19 protein-coding genes and 2 riboswitches are annotated in these 23,718 nt (G+C 48.1%); of the genes, 8 read left to right on the top strand and 11 right to left on the bottom strand.

What is annotated here, in order from left to right:
- The 4 genes from Q335_RS0101885 to Q335_RS0101900 are packed head-to-tail and all read left to right on the top strand — an operon-like array spanning position 1 to position 5,327.
- Positions 1 to 1,602, top strand: a complete 1,602-nt coding sequence (locus Q335_RS0101885) for a carboxyl transferase domain-containing protein (RefSeq protein WP_028357185.1) — start codon at positions 1 to 3, stop codon at positions 1,600 to 1,602.
- 9 nt (positions 1,603 to 1,611) lie between these two features.
- Complete coding sequence (locus Q335_RS0101890) at positions 1,612 to 2,430, top strand: enoyl-CoA hydratase-related protein (RefSeq protein WP_028357186.1); 819 nt, start codon at positions 1,612 to 1,614, stop codon at positions 2,428 to 2,430.
- Positions 2,423 to 4,411, top strand: coding sequence for an acetyl/propionyl/methylcrotonyl-CoA carboxylase subunit alpha (locus tag Q335_RS0101895; protein WP_028357187.1), 1,989 nt, complete (start codon positions 2,423 to 2,425; stop codon positions 4,409 to 4,411). The genes Q335_RS0101890 and Q335_RS0101895 overlap by 8 nt, the downstream gene beginning before the upstream one ends.
- Positions 4,404 to 5,327, top strand: a complete 924-nt coding sequence (locus tag Q335_RS0101900; protein ID WP_028357188.1) for a hydroxymethylglutaryl-CoA lyase — start codon at positions 4,404 to 4,406, stop codon at positions 5,325 to 5,327. Before Q335_RS0101895 ends, Q335_RS0101900 begins: the two co-directional genes overlap by 8 nt.
- Here the strand turns inward: Q335_RS0101900 and Q335_RS0101905 are convergent, their stop codons facing one another.
- The 5 genes from Q335_RS0101905 to Q335_RS0101925 form a co-directional block, all read right to left on the bottom strand.
- Positions 5,328 to 5,906: an HdeD family acid-resistance protein gene (locus tag Q335_RS0101905; protein WP_211248236.1), complete on the bottom strand. Its 579-nt coding sequence runs from the start codon at positions 5,904 to 5,906 to the stop codon at positions 5,328 to 5,330.
- Positions 5,907 to 6,035: 129 nt separating this feature from the next.
- Positions 6,036 to 8,912, bottom strand: coding sequence for an aminomethyl-transferring glycine dehydrogenase (gene gcvP, locus Q335_RS0101910; RefSeq protein ID WP_028357190.1), 2,877 nt, complete (start codon positions 8,910 to 8,912; stop codon positions 6,036 to 6,038).
- Positions 8,913 to 8,939: 27 nt separating this feature from the next.
- Positions 8,940 to 9,311, bottom strand: a complete 372-nt coding sequence (gcvH, locus tag Q335_RS0101915; RefSeq protein ID WP_028357191.1) for a glycine cleavage system protein GcvH — start codon at positions 9,309 to 9,311, stop codon at positions 8,940 to 8,942.
- 78 nt (positions 9,312 to 9,389) lie between these two features.
- On the bottom strand, positions 9,390 to 10,499 hold the full coding sequence (gene gcvT, locus Q335_RS0101920; protein WP_028357192.1) for a glycine cleavage system aminomethyltransferase GcvT: 1,110 nt from the start codon (positions 10,497 to 10,499) through the stop codon (positions 9,390 to 9,392).
- An 86-nt stretch (positions 10,500 to 10,585) separates the two neighbouring features.
- A riboswitch (glycine riboswitch) is annotated at positions 10,586 to 10,727 on the bottom strand.
- Between the two features lie 17 nt (positions 10,728 to 10,744).
- Positions 10,745 to 10,831, bottom strand: a riboswitch (glycine riboswitch).
- 79 nt (positions 10,832 to 10,910) lie between these two features.
- Entirely contained in the window at positions 10,911 to 11,711 is an 801-nt protein-coding gene (locus Q335_RS0101925; protein WP_028357193.1) for an exodeoxyribonuclease III, read from the bottom strand.
- 133 nt (positions 11,712 to 11,844) lie between these two features.
- Here Q335_RS0101925 and pyrE point away from each other — a divergent pair, with 133 nt between their 5' ends.
- Both pyrE and Q335_RS0101935 read left to right on the top strand, forming a co-directional pair.
- Positions 11,845 to 12,543 (top strand): orotate phosphoribosyltransferase, encoded by a 699-nt coding sequence (gene pyrE / locus Q335_RS0101930; protein WP_038369219.1) that lies wholly within the window; start codon positions 11,845 to 11,847, stop codon positions 12,541 to 12,543.
- A gap of 7 nt (positions 12,544 to 12,550) precedes the next feature.
- Positions 12,551 to 13,735 (top strand): class I SAM-dependent methyltransferase, encoded by a 1,185-nt coding sequence (locus Q335_RS0101935; RefSeq protein ID WP_028357195.1) that lies wholly within the window; start codon positions 12,551 to 12,553, stop codon positions 13,733 to 13,735.
- Here Q335_RS0101935 and Q335_RS08915 read toward each other — a convergent pair.
- Positions 13,704 to 14,879, bottom strand: coding sequence for a tRNA nucleotidyltransferase/poly(A) polymerase-related protein (locus Q335_RS08915; protein WP_051532229.1), 1,176 nt, complete (start codon positions 14,877 to 14,879; stop codon positions 13,704 to 13,706). The two genes, Q335_RS0101935 and Q335_RS08915, sit on opposite strands and share 32 nt — an antisense overlap.
- The gene (locus Q335_RS0101945) at positions 14,879 to 16,960 is read right to left on the bottom strand and encodes a lytic transglycosylase domain-containing protein (protein WP_084493501.1); all 2,082 of its coding nucleotides are present in this window, start codon (positions 16,958 to 16,960) and stop codon (positions 14,879 to 14,881) included. Before Q335_RS0101945 ends, Q335_RS08915 begins: the two co-directional genes overlap by 1 nt.
- A 64-nt stretch (positions 16,961 to 17,024) precedes the next feature.
- Between Q335_RS0101945 and Q335_RS08920 the strand changes: the two genes are divergently transcribed.
- Entirely contained in the window at positions 17,025 to 17,612 is a 588-nt protein-coding gene (locus Q335_RS08920) for a 5-formyltetrahydrofolate cyclo-ligase (RefSeq protein ID WP_051532230.1), read from the top strand.
- Positions 17,613 to 17,631: 19 nt separating this feature from the next.
- Here Q335_RS08920 and Q335_RS0101955 read toward each other — a convergent pair whose 3' ends face one another.
- Both Q335_RS0101955 and pepD read right to left on the bottom strand, forming a co-directional pair.
- Positions 17,632 to 18,219 (bottom strand): DUF2569 family protein, encoded by a 588-nt coding sequence (locus Q335_RS0101955; RefSeq protein WP_028357197.1) that lies wholly within the window; start codon positions 18,217 to 18,219, stop codon positions 17,632 to 17,634.
- Positions 18,220 to 19,695, bottom strand: a complete 1,476-nt coding sequence (gene pepD, locus Q335_RS0101960; protein WP_028357198.1) for a beta-Ala-His dipeptidase — start codon at positions 19,693 to 19,695, stop codon at positions 18,220 to 18,222.
- A gap of 254 nt (positions 19,696 to 19,949) precedes the next feature.
- On the opposite strand from pepD, the gene Q335_RS0101965 reads away from it, so the two are divergent.
- A complete protein-coding gene (locus tag Q335_RS0101965) occupies positions 19,950 to 21,629 on the top strand; it encodes a formate--tetrahydrofolate ligase (RefSeq protein ID WP_038369221.1) in 1,680 nt (559 codons plus the stop codon).
- 54 nt (positions 21,630 to 21,683) lie between these two features.
- Here Q335_RS0101965 and tcuC read toward each other — a convergent pair whose 3' ends face one another.
- A complete protein-coding gene (gene tcuC / locus Q335_RS0101970) occupies positions 21,684 to 22,997 on the bottom strand; it encodes an MFS transporter (protein ID WP_028357200.1) in 1,314 nt (437 codons plus the stop codon).
- 278 nt (positions 22,998 to 23,275) lie between these two features.
- On the bottom strand, positions 23,276 to 23,710 hold the full coding sequence (locus Q335_RS0101975) for a F0F1 ATP synthase subunit epsilon (protein ID WP_028357201.1): 435 nt from the start codon (positions 23,708 to 23,710) through the stop codon (positions 23,276 to 23,278).
- Positions 23,711 to 23,718: the final 8 nt, after the last annotated feature.

Here is a 23,718-nt window from a genome sequence, read left to right on the forward strand (position 1 = left end):
ATGGACATTTTACATAGCCAAATCAACCGCCAGTCACAAGCCTTCAAAGATAACGCGCAAGCCATGCAAGGCTTGGTGCAGGATCTGCACGAAAAAATTCAACTGATCAGCCAAGGCGGCTCACAACAGTCACGCCAAAAGCATTTACAACGGGGTAAGTTGTTGGCGCGTGATCGCATTGCTCAGTTACTCGATAGCGGTTCTGCATTTTTGGAATTGAGTCAACTGGCGGCCTATGATGTTTACCAAGACGTGGTCCCGGCCGCCGGTATTGTCGCTGGTATTGGCCAAATCAACGGCATTACCTGCATGATTGTGGCCAATGATGCCACCGTCAAAGGCGGCACCTATTATCCGCTTACGGTCAAAAAGCACCTTCGCGCGCAAGCGATTGCTGAACAAAATCGTCTTCCTTGTATTTATTTGGTGGATTCGGGGGGCGCCTATTTGCCGCTACAAGATGAGGTCTTTCCCGATCAGGATCACTTTGGGGCGATTTTCTACAACCAAGCGCGCATGTCAGCGCTAGGTATTGCGCAGATTGCTGTGGTCATGGGCAGTTGTACCGCCGGAGGCGCCTATGTCCCGGCGATGTCAGATGAAACCGTCATTGTCCGTAACCAGGGCACGATTTTCCTAGGGGGGCCGCCCCTAGTAAAAGCCGCTACGGGCGAAGTGGTTTCGGCCGAAGACCTCGGAGGCGGTGATGTGCATACACGAATTTCTGGAGTGGCTGATTATTTGGCCGACAACGATAAGCACGCTCTGGCCATTACGCGCGACATCGTGAGTAATCTAAATTTGCCCAAGAACCCTATCCCTCACGATTATGAAGAGCCACTTTATCCCAGCCAGGATTTATACGGCATCATACCGAGTGATTCGCGCAAGCCCTTTGATATCAAAGAAATCATTGCCCGCTTAGTCGATGGCTCTCGCTTTGAGGAATTCAAAGCCCGTTTTGCCACCACTATTGTCACTGGCTTTGCGCGCATTTACGGTATGCCCGTAGGCATTATTGCAAATAACGGCATCTTATTTTCTGAATCGGCCCAAAAAGCCACGCATTTTATTGAATTGTGTTGCCAACGGCACATTCCTTTATTGTTTTTACAAAACATCACGGGCTTTATGGTCGGCAAACAATACGAAAACGAAGGCATTGCGCGCCATGGTGCTAAGCTAGTGATGGCGGTTGCCAATGCCAATGTCCCGAAGCTGACCTTGATTGTGGGCGGCTCATACGGCGCTGGTAATTACGGTATGTGCGGGCGCGCTTATCGCCCTCGTTTTTTGTGGATGTGGCCCAATGCCAGAATCTCAGTCATGGGTGGCGAGCAAGCGGCTAGTGTGCTTAGCACCATTAAGCGCGAGCAATTACAGGCCAAGAATCAAGATTGGTCAGACACCGAGGAGCAGGCCTTTAAGCAACCCATCAAGGACGATTACGAGCGTAAAGGACACCCCTATTATGCGTCAGCACGGCTTTGGGACGATGGCGTTATTGACCCCGCACAAAGCCGTCACGTGCTTGGCCTAGGACTGGCCGCCGCCTTAAACGCAACGATTCAAGATACTCATTTTGGCATATTTAGGATTTAGGAAGGCAGCATGAATTACCAACATATTATCTACAAAAAAACCGGTGCTATTGCTAAGGTTTGGCTCAATCGTCCCGAAAAGCATAATGCGTTTAATCCGCAAATCATCGAAGAATTGCTGGATTGCCTTAATCATATTCACAACAATGAAAGCATCCGTGTCATGGTCTTAGGCAGTAAGGGTAAGACCTTTTCAGCGGGGGCTGATCTGAATTGGATGAAAGAAGCCGGTCAGGCCGATGCGGCCGACAATTACGCCGATTCACAACGCTTGGCTTTATTGTTCTCAACTCTCGACAAAATGCGCTGCCCTACCATTGCTCGAGTTCAAGGCGCAGCCCTAGGCGGTGGTTTTGGTCTGGCGGTAGTCTGTGATATTTGCGTGGCCTCCGATCAAGCGCATTTTGCCACTTCTGAAGTGCGTTTAGGCTTGGCACCTTCGACGATTAGCCCTTATGTGATTCGTGCCATTGGTGCTCGCCAAGCCAGTCGCTATTTTTTGACAGGGGAACTGATCAATGCCAAACGCGCTAATAAACTGGGCATTGCTCATATTGTCACCAGCCCAGAGCAGCTTGACACCGAAATCGCTGCTCTTATCAATCATATCTACAAAGGCTCAGAATATGCTATTCGTGCTAGTAAAGAACTGATCGCACACGTCGTAGATCGCCCTATTGATGAAGAATTAGCGGCCTATACCAGCAAGCATATTGCCGATCTTCGTCAAACTGAGCAAGCTCGCGAAGGTTTTCAGGCCTTTTTAGAAAGACGCAAGGCCGCCTGGTTCCGCGAAATCAAAAACTTTAAGGAACCTAAAGATGTTTGACAAAATTCTAATCGCTAACCGTGGTGAAATCGCTTGCCGCGTCATACGCACAGCCAAACGCCTAGGCATACGCACGGTAGCCGTATTTTCCAGTATAGACAGCCAAGCCCAACATGTGCTTCAGGCTGATGAAGCTGTCTGTATTGGTGAGGCCGCTTCCAGCCAGAGTTATCTCAATGCTGACGCCATCATTGAGGCCGCCTTACGCGCCGGTGCGCAAGCCATTCACCCCGGCTATGGTTTTCTCTCTGAAAATGCAGAATTTGCACAAGCGTGTGCGAATCATGGCTTAGTATTTATCGGTCCGAGTGCCGAAGCAATTCAGGCCATGGGCCTAAAAAGCACCGCCAAAACCTTAATGGCGCAGGCCGGCGTTCCCTTAACACCTGGCTACCATGGCGACAACCAGGATCCGGACTTTCTGCATCAAGAAGCCGACAAAATCGGCTATCCCCTCCTTATCAAAGCCAGTGCTGGGGGTGGCGGCAAGGGGATGAGTTTAGTCACCCAGAGTGCGGATTTTATACAAGCGTTGGCGGCATGTAAGCGCGAAGCACAATCGAGTTTTGGTAACGACACGGTCTTGATCGAGCGTTATGTACAGAATCCGCGTCATGTCGAGGTGCAGATTTTTGCCGATAGTTTTGGCAATTGCGTGCATTTGTTCGAGCGCGATTGCTCTGTGCAACGACGTCACCAGAAAGTGCTTGAGGAAGCGCCAGCGCCGCACATTAGCGCCACCAAGCTTGAGCAAATGCACCAGGCAGCCATTGATGCCGCCTTAGCCGTCAATTATGTCGGTGCTGGCACCATAGAATTTATTGTCGAGCAAGACGGTACGGCCTATTTCATGGAAATGAATACACGGCTTCAGGTAGAACATCCTGTGACCGAAATGATCACTGGTGAGGATTTAGTCGAATGGCAGTTACGTGTTGCTAGCGGGGAAGCTTTACCCAAACAGCAGGCCCAAATTCAACAGCATGGCCATGCGATAGAAGCCAGGATATATGCCGAAGATGCCGAGCATAATTTCATGCCTGCAACGGGACGCATCGATTACTTGCACTACCCGTCTACTAGCGCTCATGTACGCATCGATAGCGGTATTGTCGAGGGGGATAGCATTAGTAGTTATTACGACCCCATGATCGCTAAGCTAATTGTTTGGGGGGCTGATCGTGACAATGCGCTCAAGCAATTACAGCAAGCACTGAACAATTTTCACTTGGATGGTCTGAGTAATAATATCCAATTTTTAAGTCGTGTCGCCACTTGCCCAGCGTTTAGTCAAGCGCAATTGGATACGGGCTTGATCGCCAAACAAGAGGACTTTTTATTCAAAACAGCCCCCATCAGCTCAAAAATCAAGTTAGTAGCGGCGTTTATCGCCCTACTTCTAACGCAGCATGAGCAACAGCAACACAACCCATCGTTGTGGCTGCAAGCTCCGCATTGGCGACTCAACCAAGCGCCCACAATAAAACTTGAACTGATCGCTGACCAGGAGCCGTTTGAGGTCTGTTTTGTTCAAGACAAGCAAGCCTATGAGGTGCATATAGATTCAGAGCACCAGCGCATAGCGGGCCATCTCATCGATGCCCATACCGCACAGATTGGTCTGCAACAACAATTGGTTAAGGTGCATTTTAGTTGGCGCGCGGGTGAATATTTGCGAATTTTTATCGGTGCAGAGCAATACTTATTTACGTTTCCTACGATTCAAGATAGCGCGGCCGAGAGCGATATCGATAATGCCCTTAAAGCCCCTATGCCTGGGGTCATCACTCAGGTGCTCGTGAGCAAAGGACAAAGCGTACAAAAAAACGATTTACTCATCACCATGGAGGCAATGAAGATGGAGTATTCCATCCTCGCTCCTGCTGATGGCGTCGTAGAGGAGCTCTTTTTTGGCCCCAATGATCAGGTTCAAAGCGGCCAAGAATTACTCAGTCTAAATACAGAGGCTAACCATGACTGATCATGTCAACATTGTCGAAGTCGGCGCTCGCGATGGCCTACAAAATGAAAGCCGAGCCATTAGTTTAGAACAACGGCGCCAACTTATATTACGTTTAATGCAAACTGGCTTACAGCACATTGAAGTAGGTGCTTGCGTATCGCCCAAATGGGTTCCCAAAATGGCCAGTAGTGCCGAGCTTTTTGCTAGCCTACCCTCTGTGCCAGAGATCGACTTATCCTTATTGACACCGAATCTACAAGGTTATGAAGCCGCTAAAGCCGCGGGTTGCCAAGAGGTCGCCATTTTTACCGCCGCCTCAGAAAGCTTTACGCGCAAAAATATTAATTGTTCTATAGCCGAAAGTTTTAGCAAATTTGCCCCCCTGTGTGAAGCGGCTAAAGCCGATAATATCAAAGTCAGAGGTTATGTGTCTTGTGTCGTTGATTGCCCCTACGAGGGCGCCATCGAACCCGCTAAAGTCATTGAAGTGACCCGCCGCTTATTTGATTTAGGGTGTTATGAGGTCTCGCTCGGCGAGACTATCGGTAGCGCAACGCCCAATCGCGTCCAAGCCTTATGGCAAGCGTGCCAAACTGAATTCGATATGCTACACCTGGCTGGACATTTTCATAACACTTACGGCATGGCAATTGCGAATATATATGCCTCGCTGGATTATGGGGTGCGTACGTTCGACGCGTCGATTGCTGGTTTGGGCGGTTGCCCCTATGCCAAGGGGGCTGCCGGTAATGTCGCCACCGAAGACCTTTTTTATTTGTTACGAGGCTTGGGCTTAGATACGGGGATCGATGTAGAGGCGTTGATGGTGGCTAGCCGTTATATCAGCACCGTTCTCAAAAAACCGCCGGAATCTTATTTTGCCAAAGCCTATTGGCGTCAATGCGAGTCCAGCGGTGATGATCAAGGTGTTTGATTATTTATTAATCAAACTCGCAATACTTAAATAGTTAATACCTTGGAACATCATATCGAGTGCAAGGAATAAACCTAGTACCCAAAAGACTGAAAAGGCGCTACTAAAAATCAATATACCCGTTACCACGCTAAGGATGCCTGAAAACAAAATCCAGCCCCAACCCTTAGCCGGCTTAATCGAAAAACTGGCAAAGATTCGAATCAACCCCATGATACTCATGGCGGCCGCCAAGAAATAGGTCAAAAAAGCGGCGGCTGTGAGCGGATTCTTAAAGACGAGAATACCGGCAACAATATATAACACGGCGATCAAGGTCCACATTACAAAACGGCCGCCACTAAAGAATTTAAAAGCAGCAATCGCATGCAAAATCCCCCCTAAAATCATAAGAGAACCAAAGAGATACACTGCCGTCAAGGTCGCAAAAGGTAGCGAGCCCAATAAAATAAAACTAAAAATCAATAACAAAACACCCAAACCAATGTACCAAGGACGGTGTTTTTTAATGCGTTCTTGCAAGTCTGCAGCTTGACGCTGCAGTAAATCCTGCGCTTCTTTAACTTTGTTTTCCATCATTTTCCTCAAAAAGTGACTAAACGTAAGCTTATCTTACACAAAACCCCTGCTTTGCACATTAAAAGTACTCAGCAGGGGTTTTTGAGAGGTCTGGCAATCATGCAATCAATGAGAGCAGCCTCAAAGACTTTAGTCTTGATCCATATAGGCTTCAATCGGCAAGCAACTGCAAATTAAATTGCGATCACCGTAGGCGTTATCGACGCGTGCCACAGGCGACCAGTACTTACCTTCCAATGTGACTGACGGCGGGAAAACCGCAGACTTACGTGTATATGGATGAGACCAATCATCAGCACTCGCCATGGCGCTCGTATGCGGCGCATTGCGTAAAACATTGTCTGTGGCATCAAACTCACCGTCTTCCACTTTTTGGATTTCGGTGCGAATTTGAATCATAGCATCGATGAAACGATCCAACTCTGCCAAGCTCTCAGACTCTGTCGGCTCAACCATAAGGGTATCTGGCACAGGGAAACTCATGGTCGGTGCATGGAAACCGAAGTCGATTAAGCGTTTTGCAACGTCATCAACGGTCACACCCGCACTCTGTTTGATACCCCGCAAATCAAGAATACACTCGTGCGCTACGCGGCCATTTCGTCCCTTATAGAGGATTGGATAATGTTCGGATAAGCGCGTCGCAATATAGTTGGCGTTAAGCAAAGCCACTTGTGACGCTTTGCGAAGGCCTTCTTGACCCATCATGAGGATGTAACTTAAGGAAATCGGCAAAATACTTGCTGATCCATAAGGGGCTGAAGCCACTGGGCCCACCGGTGCATCGTGTAATTCGCCATGACGATTGACCACACCAGGTAGATATGGAATCAAGTGTTTACCAACCCCAATCGGGCCGACACCAGGACCACCACCGCCATGCGGAATACAAAAGGTTTTGTGGAGGTTAAAGTGTGAGACGTCAGAGCCAAATTTACCTGGTTTAGCAATGCCGACCATGGCATTCATATTGGCACCATCAAGGTAAACCTGACCGCCTGCCTTGTGAATCTTGTCGCAGATTTCGACGATTTTTTCTTCAAACACACCATGGGTAGATGGATAAGTAATCAAAATCGCCGCTAACGTATCGCCGACCTTTTCGATTTTGAGATCAAGATCTTCTAAATCGACGTTACCGTTGGCATCGGATTTTACGACCACGACCTCCATGCCGGCTAAATGCGCAGAGGCTGGATTGGTTCCATGAGCCGAAGCAGGAATCAAACACACGCGACGTTGCTCTTGGCCATTGGCTTGGTGATAGGCGCGAATCGCTAATAAACCTGCATATTCACCTTGGGCACCAGAGTTCGGTTGCACCGTAAAACCATCATAACCAGAAATTTCGCACATCACAGCTGATAACTTCTTGATCAGTTGCTCATAACCCTGAGTTTGGTCTTTGGGGGCGAAAGGATGGATATTGGAAAATTCTGGCCAAGTAATCGGCATCATTTCTGTCGTGGCATTGAGCTTCATGGTGCAAGAACCCAACGGAATCATGCTACGATCGAGTGCCAAATCCTTGTCGGCCAAGCGACGTAAATAACGCAACATATCCGTTTCAGAGCGCACGCTAGAGAAGATCTCATGCGCAAGAATCTCGGACTGACGAGCAATCTCTGATGGCAATTCTTGCGGCGCTTTGTCGGCAAGCGCTTGCACCTCTAGTTTAGTGGCCCCCAGCGCCTCTGCAATCACATCTAAAAGCGCTTGCAAATCCTTAAGCGTGACTGTCTCGTCTAAAGAAATCGCAAAAGCTTGATCGCTTAATTCGCGCAGATTGATTTGATGTTGCTCAGCAGTTTTCAGAATTTGCGGTGTTTGTTCAGATTCGATAGTGAGCGTATCGAAGAACTGTTGGGTCTTGACTTGCAAGCCTAAGGCTTCAAGACCGGCCTTAAGCACAGCCGTACTACCATAGACACGTTGTGCGATTTTGCGTAGACCTTGTGGTCCGTGGAAAATCGCATACATGCTAGCCATGATCGCCAATAATGCCTGCGCTGTACAAATATTAGACGTGGCTTTTTCGCGACGAATATGTTGCTCACGGGTTTGTAATGCCAATCGATAAGCGTAATTGCCTTGTGCGTCTTTGGAGACGCCGACTAAACGACCTGGCATATTGCGTTTGAAGGCATCTTTACATGCTAAGAACGCCGCGTGTGGGCCTCCAAAGCCTAAAGGCACACCAAACCGCTGACTATTACCTACAGCAATATCGGCGCCCCATTCACCTGGGGCTTGCAAGACACAAAGTGCGAGTAAATCGGTCGCTGCAATTAACAAGGCTTTTTTGTCATGAACCGTCTGTGCTAATTCAGAGTAATCAACGACTTCACCTTGACTTTGTGGGTATTGCACAATCACCGCAAAATAATCATCGGGCAATTCACGGCGTTCATCACCCACGACAACCTCGATGCCTAGGGCTTTGGCACGGGTTTTAATGACTTCTTGAGTTTGCGGATGACAGAATTGAGAGACAAAAAAGACATTGCTTTTGGAGCGACTACCACGCTTAGCCAAGGTCATGGCTTCAGCAGCGGCCGTCCCTTCATCCAATAAGGATGCATTGGCAATATCAAGAGCGGTCAGATCGGCCACCATTGTTTGGAAATTCAACAAGGCTTCAAGGCGACCTTGGGAAATTTCTGGTTGATAAGGGGTATAAGCCGTGTACCAAGCAGGATTTTCTAGGATGTTGCGTAGAATCACATGAGGTACGAGCGTACCGTAATAACCTTGACCAATGTAATTACGATAGACCTTGTTTTGAAGAGCGATGCGGCGAATTTCGGCCAGCACATCGACCTCGCTACGAGCAGGATCCAGTGCTAAGGGTTCTTGGAGTCGAATATTTGCAGGGACAATTTCATCCACTAGTGTATCTAGCGACTCGGTACCCACCACTTTTAGCATTTTTGCCAAGTCTTCTTCGGCAGGACCAATATGCCTGTGAATGAATCCTCTGGATACATCTTGTTGGGTATTTAGCATAATCTTATCTTTTGAAAACCGTAGGGATTATTGTTGGTCAGCGTACTGTTCTGGGCTTAAGAGATTCTCGTAATCGTCTGGATTGTCAGGTTTGATTTTGAAAATCCAATGTTTATATGCATCCTCGTTGATGAGGTTAGGTTCAGCATCAAGGGCTTCGTTAAATTCAGTGATTTCGCCAGCCACTGGCGCATAAATGTCGGAAGCCGCTTTGACAGATTCAACAACACCGGCCTGTTCTTCGGCACCCAGTTTGGCACCCACTTCTACTTCACCAACAAAGACTAAATCGCCTAATTGCTCTTGGGCGTCATCAGTAATACCGACGACAAAGACATCCCCTTCTTTTTGGATCCATTCGTGTGAGCTGGTATATTTACGATCGGTAGGTAAAGACATAGTTTTCTCCTGATTTCAGAGCTATTTTTAAAATAAGAAAATGGATCAAATCATCGGCGACTTGATCCACACGTAATATTAACTGACAACCGCTTTGCCGTTGCGCACAAATGGTAGTTTGCAAACAGTGGCCTTGAGCCATTTACCACGGATTTCAACTTCGGCTTCAGCGCCTTCTGGGGTGCCACTTGGCAAACGTGCAAACGCAATTGAGTAGCCTAAGGTTGGTGACATAGTACCACTCGTAGTCTCGCCCTCACCCCCTTCGACTTTGACTTTCATGTGGGCACGCATCACACCACGACCTTCGAGTTTAAGACCTTTGAAGGCACGCTTGCGTGGGTTCTCCAAGGCTTTGCGACCGATAAAGTCACGACTTTCGTCTTTTTTGTCGACGGTCCAAGCCAGTCCCGCTTCTGTGGGTTGGATGCTCTCATCCATATCTGAACCATACAAGTTAAGACCTGCTTCAAGGCGTAATGTGTCTCGCGCACCTAAGCCGCAAGGTTGCACGCCGGCTTGTTGCAGATCTTGCCAAAATTGTTCGACTTGTTCTGACGGTAGAGCCACTTCGACCCCGTCTTCGCCGGTGTAACCTGTGCGAGCAACGACCACTTGACCATTCTCGAAGGCCATTGAATTAAACGGTTTGAGGTCAGCCGCGGCTTGCCATTGTGGACGAACTTGCCATACGATTTCGCGAGCTTTAGGACCTTGGATGGCAATTAAAGAGAGATCGCGACGAGTCGTGAGTTTGACATCAAAACCTTCTTTGTCGATCACACTTTGCATCCAGTTGACATCTTTGTCGGCGCAACCAGCGTTAACGATGGAACGCCAGTGTGTATCATCAAAATAATAGGTGATAAGATCATCAATAATGCCGCCTTCTTCATTGAGCATGCAGCCATAAAGCGCTTTGCCAGGGGTAGTATGAATTTTACTGACGTCGTTACCAAGCAAACGACGTAAGAAAGCGTACGTATCTGGACCCGTAATATCGACATTAAGCATGTGAGAGACATCGAACATGCCCGCATGTTCGCGAACGGCTTTATGTTCTTCGATTTGTGAGCCGTAAGAAACCGGCATAGACCAGCCACCGAAGTCGACCATTTTGGCGCCGGCAGCCACATGAACAGGATGGAGCGCAGTTTGTAAAAGAGTTGTTGATTGATTATCTGACATAGGGGAACCTTTGAAGTTAGATATAGATATACTGACGCAATGTGACAACATGACGACTTGACGATATCAAATCCGAATTCATATTGATCCACCCCTCTGTCCTATTGCCTGAGAGTTGAATGTCATTATGGTTTACGTTTGCCACTTTAGTACCCACTTACTAATATCGTAAATCATAATCACGCCCCTTCGGCGTTCTATCGCTAGAATCTCTCCAGAGTGCTACGCATAGTGACTAAGCCGCTATGCCATCCGCAGTACAGGAACCTGAGCGATTACGGGTAGAGGATTACGCCTTCGGTAGTGAGACTCACTTCTCCCACGGATTTGCAGCAAGCTTAAGCATAACCGCATAGCCGTAAAAAATCCATGCGGTCTGACCCGTATCGAAAAAAAATTTGCCCGCTTGATTTAAGCCTCAATCGTAAAATCATAATCCACTGTCAGTGGTGCATGATCAGAGAATCGCTGCGCCTTGTAAACCGCCGTATGTACGGCGGTAGCAGCCACCCCTGGCGTAGCAATCTGATAGTCAATACGCCAGCCCACATTCTTGGCCCACGCCTGACCACGGTTACTCCACCAGGTATATTCGTCAGGATTAGGATTTAGGCGTCTAAATACATCGACAAAGCCACGCTTTTCGAATAAATGCGTCATCCATGCTCGCTCTTCTGGCGTAAACCCAGAGTTTTTAAGGTTGCCCTTCCAGTTTTTTATGTCAATTTCTTTGTGTGCCATATTCCAATCGCCACAAATGATATATTCGTGCCCCGTTTCTCGATGATGCTGCATAAAAGCATCTATCCAAGGGCCGAATTTATCTAAAAAACGAAATTTGGCGGCTTGACGCTCTTCACTACTGGAACCCGATGGCAAATAGGCACTAATGACGGTTAAATTACGCCAATCTGCCCGGATAATTCGACCCTCTGGATCAAACTCATCACAGCCCAAACCATGACTAATCGTCGGTTGCGGCAAGGACGTAGCACAATACAGGCCAACACCGCTGTAGCCTTTTTTGGCAGCATGACAAAAAGCGCCTTGATAGCCCTCAGGATGACGCAAGGCCTCTGTCATATCGGCGGCGCTGATCTTAATTTCTTGCAGGGCCACTAATTGGGCTTGGTGCGTTTGTAACCACTCAAAAAAGCCCTTCCGTGAGGCGGCACGAATGCCATTGACATTGACTGAGGTAATTCTTAACACAAAAACTCCTTATTGAGCGCTCATTGAGAGTGGCAGCTTAGTGTCGGTCAACCGTCCAGTTTCTGGCGCCCTTTTGAATAGATAATTTTGTAAAATACTCTCTATTGTAATTTATCTTCATGAAAGGCTAAGTATGTCAGCAAGCAGTGAATCAAATCTACACCCCGTACAAGCCAACGATCTGAGTCAACAATTTGTGCAGTTCGCGCTCGAGCAAGGTGTCCTTAAATTTGGTGATTTTGTCACCAAATCGGGGCGTCACAGTCCTTATTTCTTTAATGCAGGACTCTTTAATAATGGTTACAGTGCTGGCAAATTGGCGCAGTTTTTTGCACAAACACTGCATGACAGCGGTGTTGCCTTTGATATGTTGTTTGGGCCTGCTTACAAGGGAATTAGCCTAGCAGCCACCACGGCGGTCGCCTATAGTAGTCGCTTTGATTGTGCTATTCCTTATGCCTTTAATCGCAAAGAAGCCAAAGATCATGGTGAAGGCGGCACCTTAGTTGGGGCGCCTTTACAAGGCAAAGTGGTGATCATCGATGACGTAATCACCGCGGGGACTTCTGTGAATGAGGCCGTTTCGATTATTCGTCAAGCCGGCGCCGAAGTCGCGGCGATTTTAATTGCCCTTAACCGCATGGAAAAAGCGGGAAACGCAGAGCAACTCACAGCGCACTCTGCCGTTGAAGAGGTACAGCAACGCTATGGCGTACCCGTCATTAGTATTGCTGATCTTAATGATATTATGGCGTTGTTAGACGGCTCAGAAGAACTAGCGGACTATCGCAGCAAAGTCGCGGCCTACCGTGACCAATATGGTGTCAAATAACACTCCAATGGCTACCCCTTCACAAGAATCAGTCGCTCTGCAATTAAGTGATGCCGAAAGAGAGCACTGTCAAGCAACGCATGACTTTATTGCTAGCATCATTCAACAGCAAGGCGCTATTAGCTTTCAGAAATGGATGCATTATGCCCTGTACCAACCGCATTTGGGCTATTACGACAGCCCCAAAATCAAGCTAGCAGGCAGTCATCACAATGTCTCAAGTCCACAACCCTCGGGCGACTTTGTGACGGCGCCTGAGCTTAGTCCTTGGTTTGGCCGCACCCTTGCATTACAAATTGCGCAGGTGTTGGAGCAGGTAGAGTCGCCGCAGATCCTGGAATTTGGTGCTGGCAGTGGTAAATTAGCCCACAGTATTTTGCAAAGCTTAAACCGAGCCGATCTTAAGTATTACATTCTCGAAGTCTCTGCAGACCTCAAGGCGCTGCAGCAAGAAACCCTAAAAGAATATGCCGATCAAGTGATTTGGCTGAGCCAATTGCCCGAGCAGTTTAGCGGCTGCATGCTTGCTAACGAGGTGCTCGATGCCATGCCTGTGCGACTGGTCGAACGCCAAGCCGATGGCGCTATCACCGAAAAATACGTGAGCCTAGATACGCATCATCGCTTTATCTGGCAAGAGCAGCGCCTGAACGCCGATGAGTTGCCTATCGGTATTGAGCGTTTGCCACAGACTCATCCTTACTGCAGCGAATTTAATGATCAAGGACGCGCTTGGATTACACAATTAGCGCAAATATTACGGCAAGGCGCCATTTTGCTGATCGATTACGGTTTTCCTGCGGATGAATACTATCTGCCGCAACGACAGCAAGGCACCTTGATCTGTCACTTGCATCATCAAGCTCATGACGACGTCTTAAGCTATCCTGGCGTACAAGATATCACTGCGCATGTGGACTTTACGGCCATTGCCGAGAGTGCCCATGCACAAGGTCTAGAGATCCTCGGCTACACTTCGCAGGCGAATTTCTTGATCAATTGCGGTATTTTGCAGCTTTTGAGTCAGCTCGATCCACAGGATATTGCCCATTACGCGAGTCAAGTGGGTCCCGTCCAAAAACTACTTTCCGAAGCCGAAATGGGTGAGCTCTTTAAAGCGATGTTACTGGGCAAGGGTTTGGATATGGATCCTCTCGGTTTTAGTCGAGGGGATCGCCGTCATCAGTTGTAGACTCTGCAAATAGGGCTGTTGCTTGTAGAGCTTGCAAACGGGCCTCATAAATGGCCGTTTTAATCTTCGCGACCTGCCCCTCACATTGTTGAGCAATGCGGCCAGCATCCACTTGTTGTACGGTCTCTAGCACGTGTTGCCACTGCTCAAAGCACAACGCGGTGCTTGACTTGACCTGAGTTTGTAACTCGGTAAGCAGTTGACAGGCTTGAATACTATCCAAAAAGCGTTGTGGCTTGCGCAAAGCATCGCTCTGTAAGAGTAGATCGAGAGCTTGTTGTGCGTCCCTCAGCCGCGTAACACTAAGTGCAGCGCTGAGTTGTTGCACTAAAAGTGCATACTCAAGCACCAGCGTAGGGGCCCGTAATGCCTGTAATAAGCGCTTAGGATCTGGGCTTTGGGCGCATAATAAGGCTACCCGTTGCTCCACCTTAAATCGCCTTTGCGCCGCTTGATCCAGGCTTTCTAAAACCAAAGGGGTAAGGACGAGCCCTGGCATAATAATCTCTAGGGCGTGAATCTCTGTTAAGAAATTAAAACAACGTGAGGGTTGTTGTGCCATCAGCGCCTTGCGGATTTCTTGCCAGACGCGCTCAGGCACAAGCGCTTGCACCTCACCATTGGCGACCATTTGCCGACACAACGTCAAGGTCTCTGGGGCCACCGTGAATTCAGTAAAACGCGCTAAAAACCGTGCTAACCGTAGAATTCGCACGGGATCCTCGACAAAGGCCTCACTAACATGGCGTAAACGTCGGTCTTGGATATCCTGGAGGCCACCAAAGGGATCATGCAATTGCCCCTCAGGATCCTGAGCAATAGCATTAATCGTAAGATCGCGTCGTTGTAAATCCTGTGCGAGACTGACATCGTGACCCGTATAAAAGCTAAAGCCCTTGTAACCTTGAGAAATTTTTCTCTCGGTGCGCGCCAGCGCATATTCCTCTTTGGTTTGCGGATGCAAAAACACTGGAAAGTCACCACCCACGGGTGTAAAGCCGCGCGCCACCATGGTTTGCGGATCGGCGCCCACCACGACCCAATCCTTATCGCCAACAGGCAGCTGCAATAAGGCATCACGAACTGCGCCCCCTACCAAATAAACGTCTAAACCTGCGGTGGCTGCATCTACAGTAGTGGCCATTAGCGCACCGTGCCTAAACGTTGGGTCAAGGATTGTGCTTGATGATGATTAAACATCATGCTGTACCAAATCGTATTGGCCATGACGTTTTTGACATAAATACGGGTCTCGGTATAGGGAATAGTTTCAACAAAAATGGCCGCTTCGATGGGATGAGAAAAATCATTTTGCCAGCGAATAGCACGATTCGGACCAGCATTATAGCCTGCGGTAGCCAGCAATTCGGAGCCATTTAGACGATCTAAGGTCATGCGTAAATAGGCCGTCCCTAAGAGCGTATTGAGATTAAAATCATGTAAATCAGCACGATTGACTCCGCCCATACCGAGTTTGCGCGCCACCACACGCGCAGTTTCTGGCATGATTTGCATTAATCCAGCCGCCCCCGAACTTGAGCGTGCCACCGTCACAAAACGGGATTCTTGCCGAATTAAGCCATATACCCAGGCGGGATCAACCCCTTGCTTGGAGGCTTCCGCACGCACTTGTTGATCAAAAGGTGCCGGAAAACGCTGAGCCATATTGATTTGACTCTTGCTTTGCAGCGAAGTGTTGATGGCTCGATCATAAAAATGGGAATCTAAGGCCCATTGTGCCGCGGCTAATAATTGCCGATCACTAAGCCCTTGAATCGCAAAATTCCATTCAGCCACCGCACTGGCGTGCGCGCCCATATTAAATAAGGCAATCGCGTTTTGCAGACCGCTATTGCGTTGGATCTGATGGACTTCTTGGCTGCTCACTGCACGAGCCTCTTGCGGCCATTGGATTTTTTGACCTAAGGCCTCGCGAGCTAATTGTCCATAAAAATCATCATGCGACAATAAAGATGTAAAACCCGCCTGAGCCTGGCTTTGTTTGCCCAAGGCTTGCAAGGCGCGGGCCCGCCAATAACGCCAGGCTGTTTCTTGGCGCTGTGCCTGATTCATACGTTCAATATTGTCGAACACCGCTTGCCAATCAATCTGTGCCTGATACAATGCCGCCCTGACTCGCCACGCGGCATTGTAATCACGTAAATACACCCCCTTGGCTTCTTGATACCAGGCGTGCGCTTGCGGTTCACGATTCAGCGCCGCGACTAAGGCAAATTGTGTAAAGGCCCAGCGCTTGTCGTCTTCGCGTAGCAATTGGGTTTGCCGCAATACCTCTATGCCCTGCTGACGGTCCTGACGTGCCAAACGACTAAACGCAATGGCACGTAATTCAGCATGGGCATCATCGGCCGGCACCCCACTTTGCTGTGCTATCCAAGCCTTGGGATTAGCATAAATACGATCATAGTCAGACATCTGCGCGGCCGTAAACACCGCATTGGCATAATGTCTGGCGGCTTGTTTATCGTCGTACTCGACCGCGTCGCGTAACAACGCTTGAACATCTTTAAGATGCAACTGCCCCTGACTTTGGAGGGTATTGAGTAAACCCCAACAGTTTTTGCCGGGCTTAAATGTAGACATGGCCTCTGAGGTACGGATGGCATGCCCCGCGATTAATTTGGCCTGCGTCAGCGCGCACTGTGCTTGGCTGTCATTTAAATTAATGGGATCTAGCGCTAAGATCACCTGATAATCACCACGATTGGCCGCCGCTTTGGCCCAATCGGCTTTTAGGCGCTCAGCGACGTATGTGTGCTTGTATGTTTGTAAAAAACGATTAAGTTCAGTCGTTGGAAATAATTGTGTCGCATCATTAACTTGATGACGCAAATACCAAAACATTGGATAAGCGCCCAATTGATAGTCATTTTGGGCGCTTTGCGCAAGCGTAGGTAAGCGTTGCCATTGGCGTGTACGCTGCGCCTCATAGGCCTGTACCACCGCCTGTCTAGCCGTCGGATCTACCGGCTTAAGCGCGCGCTGCTGCAAAAAATGACGATCGGGATGCAGGCTGCTTTGCTCTGCTTGTGGATTTTGAGACTCATCCGCCGCCTCTGATTGACCTTGCGGCGCACAAGCGGCCACCAAGCCGATAAGTCCAGCCAGACTCAAGCCTTGCAAACTCAACAGCAAGCCTTTATAGGGCCTTCGCAGGACTTGCGTGGAAGACGTGGATGACCGTAAATCCGCAAAAAATTTCATGAACTCTTACCTTTTTGTCGCGTTATACTGGCGGCTATACTTGCTTATAACCTAGATAAATACGATGACACCAGACGCTTATCAAGACCTTCGCCGCCAATTATTAGATCAGCGCAAGCAATTGAGCCGCGCTCAGATTGCCAAAGACTCAGAACGCCTCTGTCAGCACTTTTTGGATTGGTTTACGACCAGTGATTATGCTGACAGGACATGTCAAATCAGTGCTTTTTGGCCCATCCGTGAAGAACCCGATCTGCGCCCCTTACTCAAGCACTTGAGCAAACTCGGACACACCATCAGTTTACCTGTGATCGAGGCCAATCACGAGCCCTTAGCGTTTTTTGAGTGGCAAGCAGATGAACCTTTACAGGAAGCGCCGTTTGGTACCCGAGAACCGGCCCGTCATCGTCCTGCCGCAAAACCAGACATCATGCTCACGCCCATGCTCGCGTATGGCCAAAATGGTGAACGCATGGGCTATGGCGGGGGTTTTTATGATCGCACGCTCGAGCAACTCAGACAACAGCCCCCTGCCCCCTTGGTACTTGGGGTGACTTGGCAATGTCTGCAACTTCCTCAAGACTATTTGCCACAACGCCACGACCAGGCCATTAATGGTATTTTGACCGAAAACGGTCTGCGCTTTTTCTAACACCACCACGGGCTTGTGCTTAGATTTCACCCTTTTGTTTGGCTTGCGCTAACTGCGGTGTTTGGTAAGTCAGGTGGACGCGACTAGCCAAGGCAAAGTAAGCAATAAAGGCGGTCATAATGACGAGCAGCACAAATAAGTTCATGGCTATCGGAATATCTTGCCCGATGGAACTGGCCACGTATTTGGGGTAAGAGATATTGACCAACAGATAGAACACCAGCAAAAAACTCGTTGCTATCAGCCATTTAATGATGCGCTGCGGAGTATCCGGTGTTTTTTTGAAAACTAAAAACACCATAAAAAGCGTCACAAACACGAGCGCTACGCTGATGGCAAACTCCACACCCAACAATTGTTGCACCATAGGGTATTTGTAACGCAAACTGCTATGACGCAAATACTTAAGATAGACCAAAATACTCGTGATATTGTAGAGCGCGATATTGATACTGCACAGAATAAAGAGAAGCAAGCCGCCGGCAATCCCCTGTTGACGAGAGCTTTTGTCTGGGTGACGCAAGACAAAGACGGCGCTTAAGAGCACAAAAGGCAAAACCACAATCACCAGAGAAATATACAACCACGTAATCGTATCTGGCCTCATTTAGCAATCCTCTTTGCTCAGGGCAAGGCATAAATCACATAACAATTGCCAATTCAATTGCACACTGTCGATCTCGACACATTCTCGAGGTGAATGGGCATTTTCTATGTTGGGACCAAAAGAAATCATATCGGTGGCTGGCGCATGGCCTTTGAGAATGCCGCACTCTAAGCCCGCATGTACGACTTTGATATCGGGCTCATATCCTAGACGCTCTTTGAAGATGTGACTGGCCTTTTTGAGTAGTACTGAATGGGCATCCGGTTGCCAACCCGGATAATCACCACTCACCTGCGTTTGCGCACCATATTTGCGTGCAATAGCTTCGAGCTGACTGCAGAGTTCATCTTTGGGGGATTCTAATAAAGAGCGCATTAAGCAATGAATTCGGACCTGATGCTCGGTATGCTCAATAACGCCCATGCTTATTGAGGTCTCTACCACGTCGTCGAAATCTGCACTCTCTGCAATCACACCATTGGGAATAGCGTGTATTAATTGCAATAATTGCTCTGTCTGCTTAGCACTGTAATAGTGCGACACCGCTGGGTTAGGTTGCAAACTAATTTCAAGCTGCTTTTCGGAATGCCAATGATGCTTGATCTTGCTTACTAATTGGCTAAAGCGATGACGGAACTCGCTAATATCGGTTTGTTGCGACGGCATAATCACGGCACTGGCCGCGCGTGGAATAGCGTTACGCAAGGTCCCACCCTGCAAACTAACTAAGCCAAAGGCTTGTTCCTGATGCCATTGCAACAGCAAGTCGGCAAGGATTTTGTTGGCATTACCCAATCCTAGATGGATATCGAGACCGGAGTGCCCACCTTGCAAGCCAGAGACCTCGATTAGCCAGGGCGATGATTCTGGGTCGGACGGTTGCGGTGCCATATCAACGCTAAAACTCATATCACGACCGCCCGCGCAACCGACATACAAACACCCTTCTTCTTCGGTATCCAGATTGAGCAAATAAGGTAGATCTAGCCACTCTGGCGCCAGCGCTCTGGCACCGCCCATACCCGTTTCTTCTTCGAGCGTGAGAATTAATTCCAAAGGCGGATGGGCGATATCGTCTGCAAACAATAAGGCCAAGCCCATACACGCACCAATCCCATTGTCTGCCCCCAAAGTGGTCTCTGTGGCACTGACCCAACCATCTGCTATGCGAGGCAAGATGGGGTCTTTTTGGAAATCATGATGACTGTTATCGGACTTTTGGGGCACCATATCAATATGAGCCTGCAAGCCAATCACTGGCGCCTGCTCGAGCCCCTGAGTGGCTGGTTTAGAGATACGTAAATTACCCTTAGCGTCTTGTTCCACCCTAAGGCCACGTTGCTGACAAGCCTGCTTAATGTAACTAGCCAGCTCAGCCTCATGATAGGTCGGATGAGGAATTTCGCAAAATTTGGCAAACCATTGCCAAACGGCTTTGGGCTCGAGGTGTTGCAGGGTTGAAGTGGAAGACGTCATGGTGGTAGGTTCACTCTAAAAACACAGTCAAAGCAAATTTTACTTTAACAGTTTTATACAAAAAATAACAGTCTGTGAGTATTGATGTTTAACCCGTAGACATGGATGATTTGCGTCTTTAACGGCCTCGAAAACTTCATATCGATACCGCCCTGAGCACCACACTTTTGTCATATACAATCACTATAGTTTAAGATTGTAGGACAACTCAGCCACTACTGCCCACGCCCACTAATGATTTCTTTGAGGTAATTATGACCGCATCCAAAATATCTTATGATGAGCGCATCGTGCGCCAATATACCATGCAGGATATCCGCCAAATCGCCCAAAAAATCGGCCTAGCAGAAGAAGATTTGAGTTTGTATGGCAACTACAAAGCCAAAATCACCCGGCAACCCGATCTCTCTAAAAAAGGCCATTTAATATTGCTTACCGCCGTCAATCCGACACCAGCCGGCGAGGGCAAAACCACCTTATGCGTGGGCTTAAATGATGCCTTCAACAAATTACAACAAAAAAGTATTGTCACTATACGTCAACCCTCGATGGGGCCTGTCTTTGGTATTAAAGGCGGCGCTGCTGGCGGCGGTAAAGCTCAGGTGGTGCCTATGCATGATATTAATTTGCATTTTACGGGTGATTTTCATGCTATCACCAGCGCCCATAATCTCTTAGCTGCTATTCTCGACAATCATATTTACCAAGGCAATGAACTCAATATAGATCCCAAACGCATCACTTGGCGACGCGTCTTGGATATGAATGACAGACAGTTACGTCATATCGTCAACGGTTTAGGGGGGGACAAAGACGGTGTTTGCCGTCAAGATGGGTTTGATATCACCGTCACCTCAGAAATTATGGCGGTGTTTTGCCTTGCCAAAGACTTTGCAGATCTGCGCCAACGTTTGGGGCGCATGGTGGTCGCTTTTAGTACGGATAATCAAGCCATTACCTGCGATGATTTACAGGTCACTGGCGCTCTTTGCGCCCTCTTGCGCGATGCCTTTAAACCTAATTTAGTGCAAAGTCTAGAAGGTTCTCCTGCCATTATTCACGGTGGCCCTTTTGCCAATATCGCCCATGGCTGCAATAGTGTCATGGCCACCCAATATGCCTTGGCTCTAGCAGACTATACGGTCACTGAGGCAGGTTTTGGAGCCGATTTGGGCGCCGAAAAATTCATCAATATCAAATGCCGTAGTGCCGATTTATGCCCCGATATCGTGACCCTCGTGGTTACCACCCGCTCCCTTAAATACAATGGTGGCGTCGCCAAGGAACAGCTACAAGAGGCGAATTTAGCGGCTTTACAAAAAGGTTCAGCGAATTTACGCAAACACATTGAAAATATTCGTGATGTGTTTAAATTACCCTGCATCGTGGCGCTTAATCACTTTGAAGGCGATTACGAGGACGAAATCGAGGCTATCCGCCAATTATGCACAGAACTAGGGGTTGCTATGTCTGTGTGCAAAGCCTGGGAACAAGGCAGCGCTGGTGCCATTGATTTAGCCAAACAAATCATGGCCATGATAGAGCAACAAGAAAAACCGTCACTCAGTTTGAGCTACGCCGATGAGGATGCGCTTAAAGACAAGATCAATAGCATTGTATGCCGTGTCTACGGTGGTCAAGGGGTGAGTTATAGCCGTCAAGCCTCACAAAAAATCGCGCAGCTCGAAGCGCAGGGTTTTGGTCACTTACCTATTTGTATCGCCAAAACCCAGTATTCATTAAGTGATGATAAAGACGAATTGGGTCGACCCAAAGGCTTTACTGTCGGTGTCAACGATATCATCCTCAATGCAGGCGCTGGTTTCATTGTGGTCATGACAGGCAATGTCTTACGTATGCCGGGACTCCCTAAGCGTCCAGCCGCCGAAAAAATCGATATCGACGATAACGAAGATATTGTCGGCTTATTCTAAATGTCAAAAAGCCTGCACTAGCATTTACTAGGCAGGCTTTTTTAAGGGCGGTTTTTATTGTATGACTCGACCGACTTTATTATTTTTGGAATAAATCAAGCACGTTGACACAAAAGCGCATACGGCCGCAAACATTAACCAGAGGGCAGGTGAACTTCGGCTGCCCGTGCTTTGGAATAAATACGTAGCAATGATGGGGGTCAGGCCACCGAAGACCGCCGTTGCTAAGCTATAAGCCAAAGAGAAACCAGCCGTTCGCACGGATTCTGGCATAATTTCGGTGAGCGCAGCGATCGTCGTGCCATTGTAAATACCGTATGTGAAAGACATGTACAACAAGACCAATGCCATCCGCCCAAAGCTTGGCGCAGAAGCCAACCAATGCATGGCCGGCAAGACCGTACAAAAGGCTAAGGCACTCATCGCTAACATTAAGGGTTTGCGGCCAAATTTATCAGAGATGGCGCCACCTATAGGCAACCATATAAAGTTAGAAATGGCCACCATGGCCGTGACCGCTAAAGTGCTGGTCTTAGATAAGTTGAGCACGGCGACACCATAGGTCGGTGTATACACAGTAATAAAGTAAAAATTGGTAGTGGTCATGGCCACCAACAACATACCACAGAGCACGATCTTCCAGTTCTCGCGCATGATGCCGAGCGCTTGCTTGAAACTCGGCTTCGTTTTCTTTTGTTCAAAGGCTGCAGTTTCTTGCATATTGCGACGCAAAATAAAGATCAATGGGATGATGGCACAGCCCACCAAGAAGGGTATACGCCAAGCCCAGGCGTTGATTTCTTCTGAGCTAAAAAACTCATTGACAGCAAACCCTAGGATTGAGGCAATCAGAATAGCAATTTGTTGACTACCCGACTGCCAACTCACATAAAAACCTTTGTGACCAGGTTTAGCGATCTCAGATAAATAAACAGAGACACCGCCTAACTCAACACCTGCCGAAAAACCCTGCACTAAACGTGCTAACAAGACAAGTAGTGGTGCAAACAGTCCAATATGCTCATAGCCAGGCATCACAGCAATAATCAAGGTACCAAACGCCATTAGAGTCAGCGTTAAAATGAGGCCTTGGCGACGCCCGATACGATCAATATAAGCCCCCAAGATGACCGCCCCAATTGGGCGCATCAAAAATCCTGTCGCAAATACTGCAAAGGTTTTGAGGAGGCTGGTTAAATCATTATCTGACGGGAAAAAGGTATGAGAAATATAAGAAGCATAAAATCCGAACAAGAAAAAATCGAATTGCTCCATAAAGTTGCCGCTGGTCACACGTAAAATGGCTTTAAAGGCTTCAGAACCGGTTAAAGCACCTGCGGCCTGATGATGCGTATTTGAAGAAGACATAGCTAACTACTAAAAAAAGAAATAACCCAGACGACTTGGCGTCTGTAGTCGTGGCAATAAAAATAGAAGCTTTCAGGGTGAGAGTGATGAAATACTAAAACGTATTATAAGTTGAAAAGACTAAGCGTGAAGACCACAGAACGTGATCGGGTCAGGCGGAGAACTACAACATCCTGAGAGAAAAGCTTGCATACAAACAAAAACAGACTTCAAAAGAAGTCTGTTTCTATTATACGCTGACTAGTGTCGTTTGTGACCTAGTGTTTGTACTAAAATGCTTAGCTGCGTTTACCTAATTTGCGATAGGTGTCAATGGCTTTGACTTGTGCTGCCAACATCGCAAGTTCAGCTTCAACCACAGCAATTTCGGCTCTGTCTTGAGATTTGACACGACGCAGATTTTCTTCGGCACGTTGACGTGCTTGTTGCGCTTTCTCGCGGTCGAGTTCTTCGACGCGTTCGGCCACGTCAGCCAGTACAATCACGGCATTAGGTTGCACCTCGAGGATACCACCCGCCACGAAAACGACCTCTTCTTGATCGTTTTCGTGAATGAGTTTAACCACACCCGGGCGAATACGAGTAATTAACGGCGTATGACCAGGCAAAATACCTAAAGAGCCTGATTCACCCGGTAGCACAACGAGTTTCGCAGTACCGCTGTAAATAGATTTTTCTGCGCTAACTACATCAACTTTGATTAATGCTGCCATAGTTAATT

The organism is Brackiella oedipodis DSM 13743 (assembly GCF_000621025.1).
Classification (GTDB): Bacteria; Pseudomonadota; Gammaproteobacteria; order Burkholderiales; family Burkholderiaceae_B; genus Oligella; species Oligella oedipodis.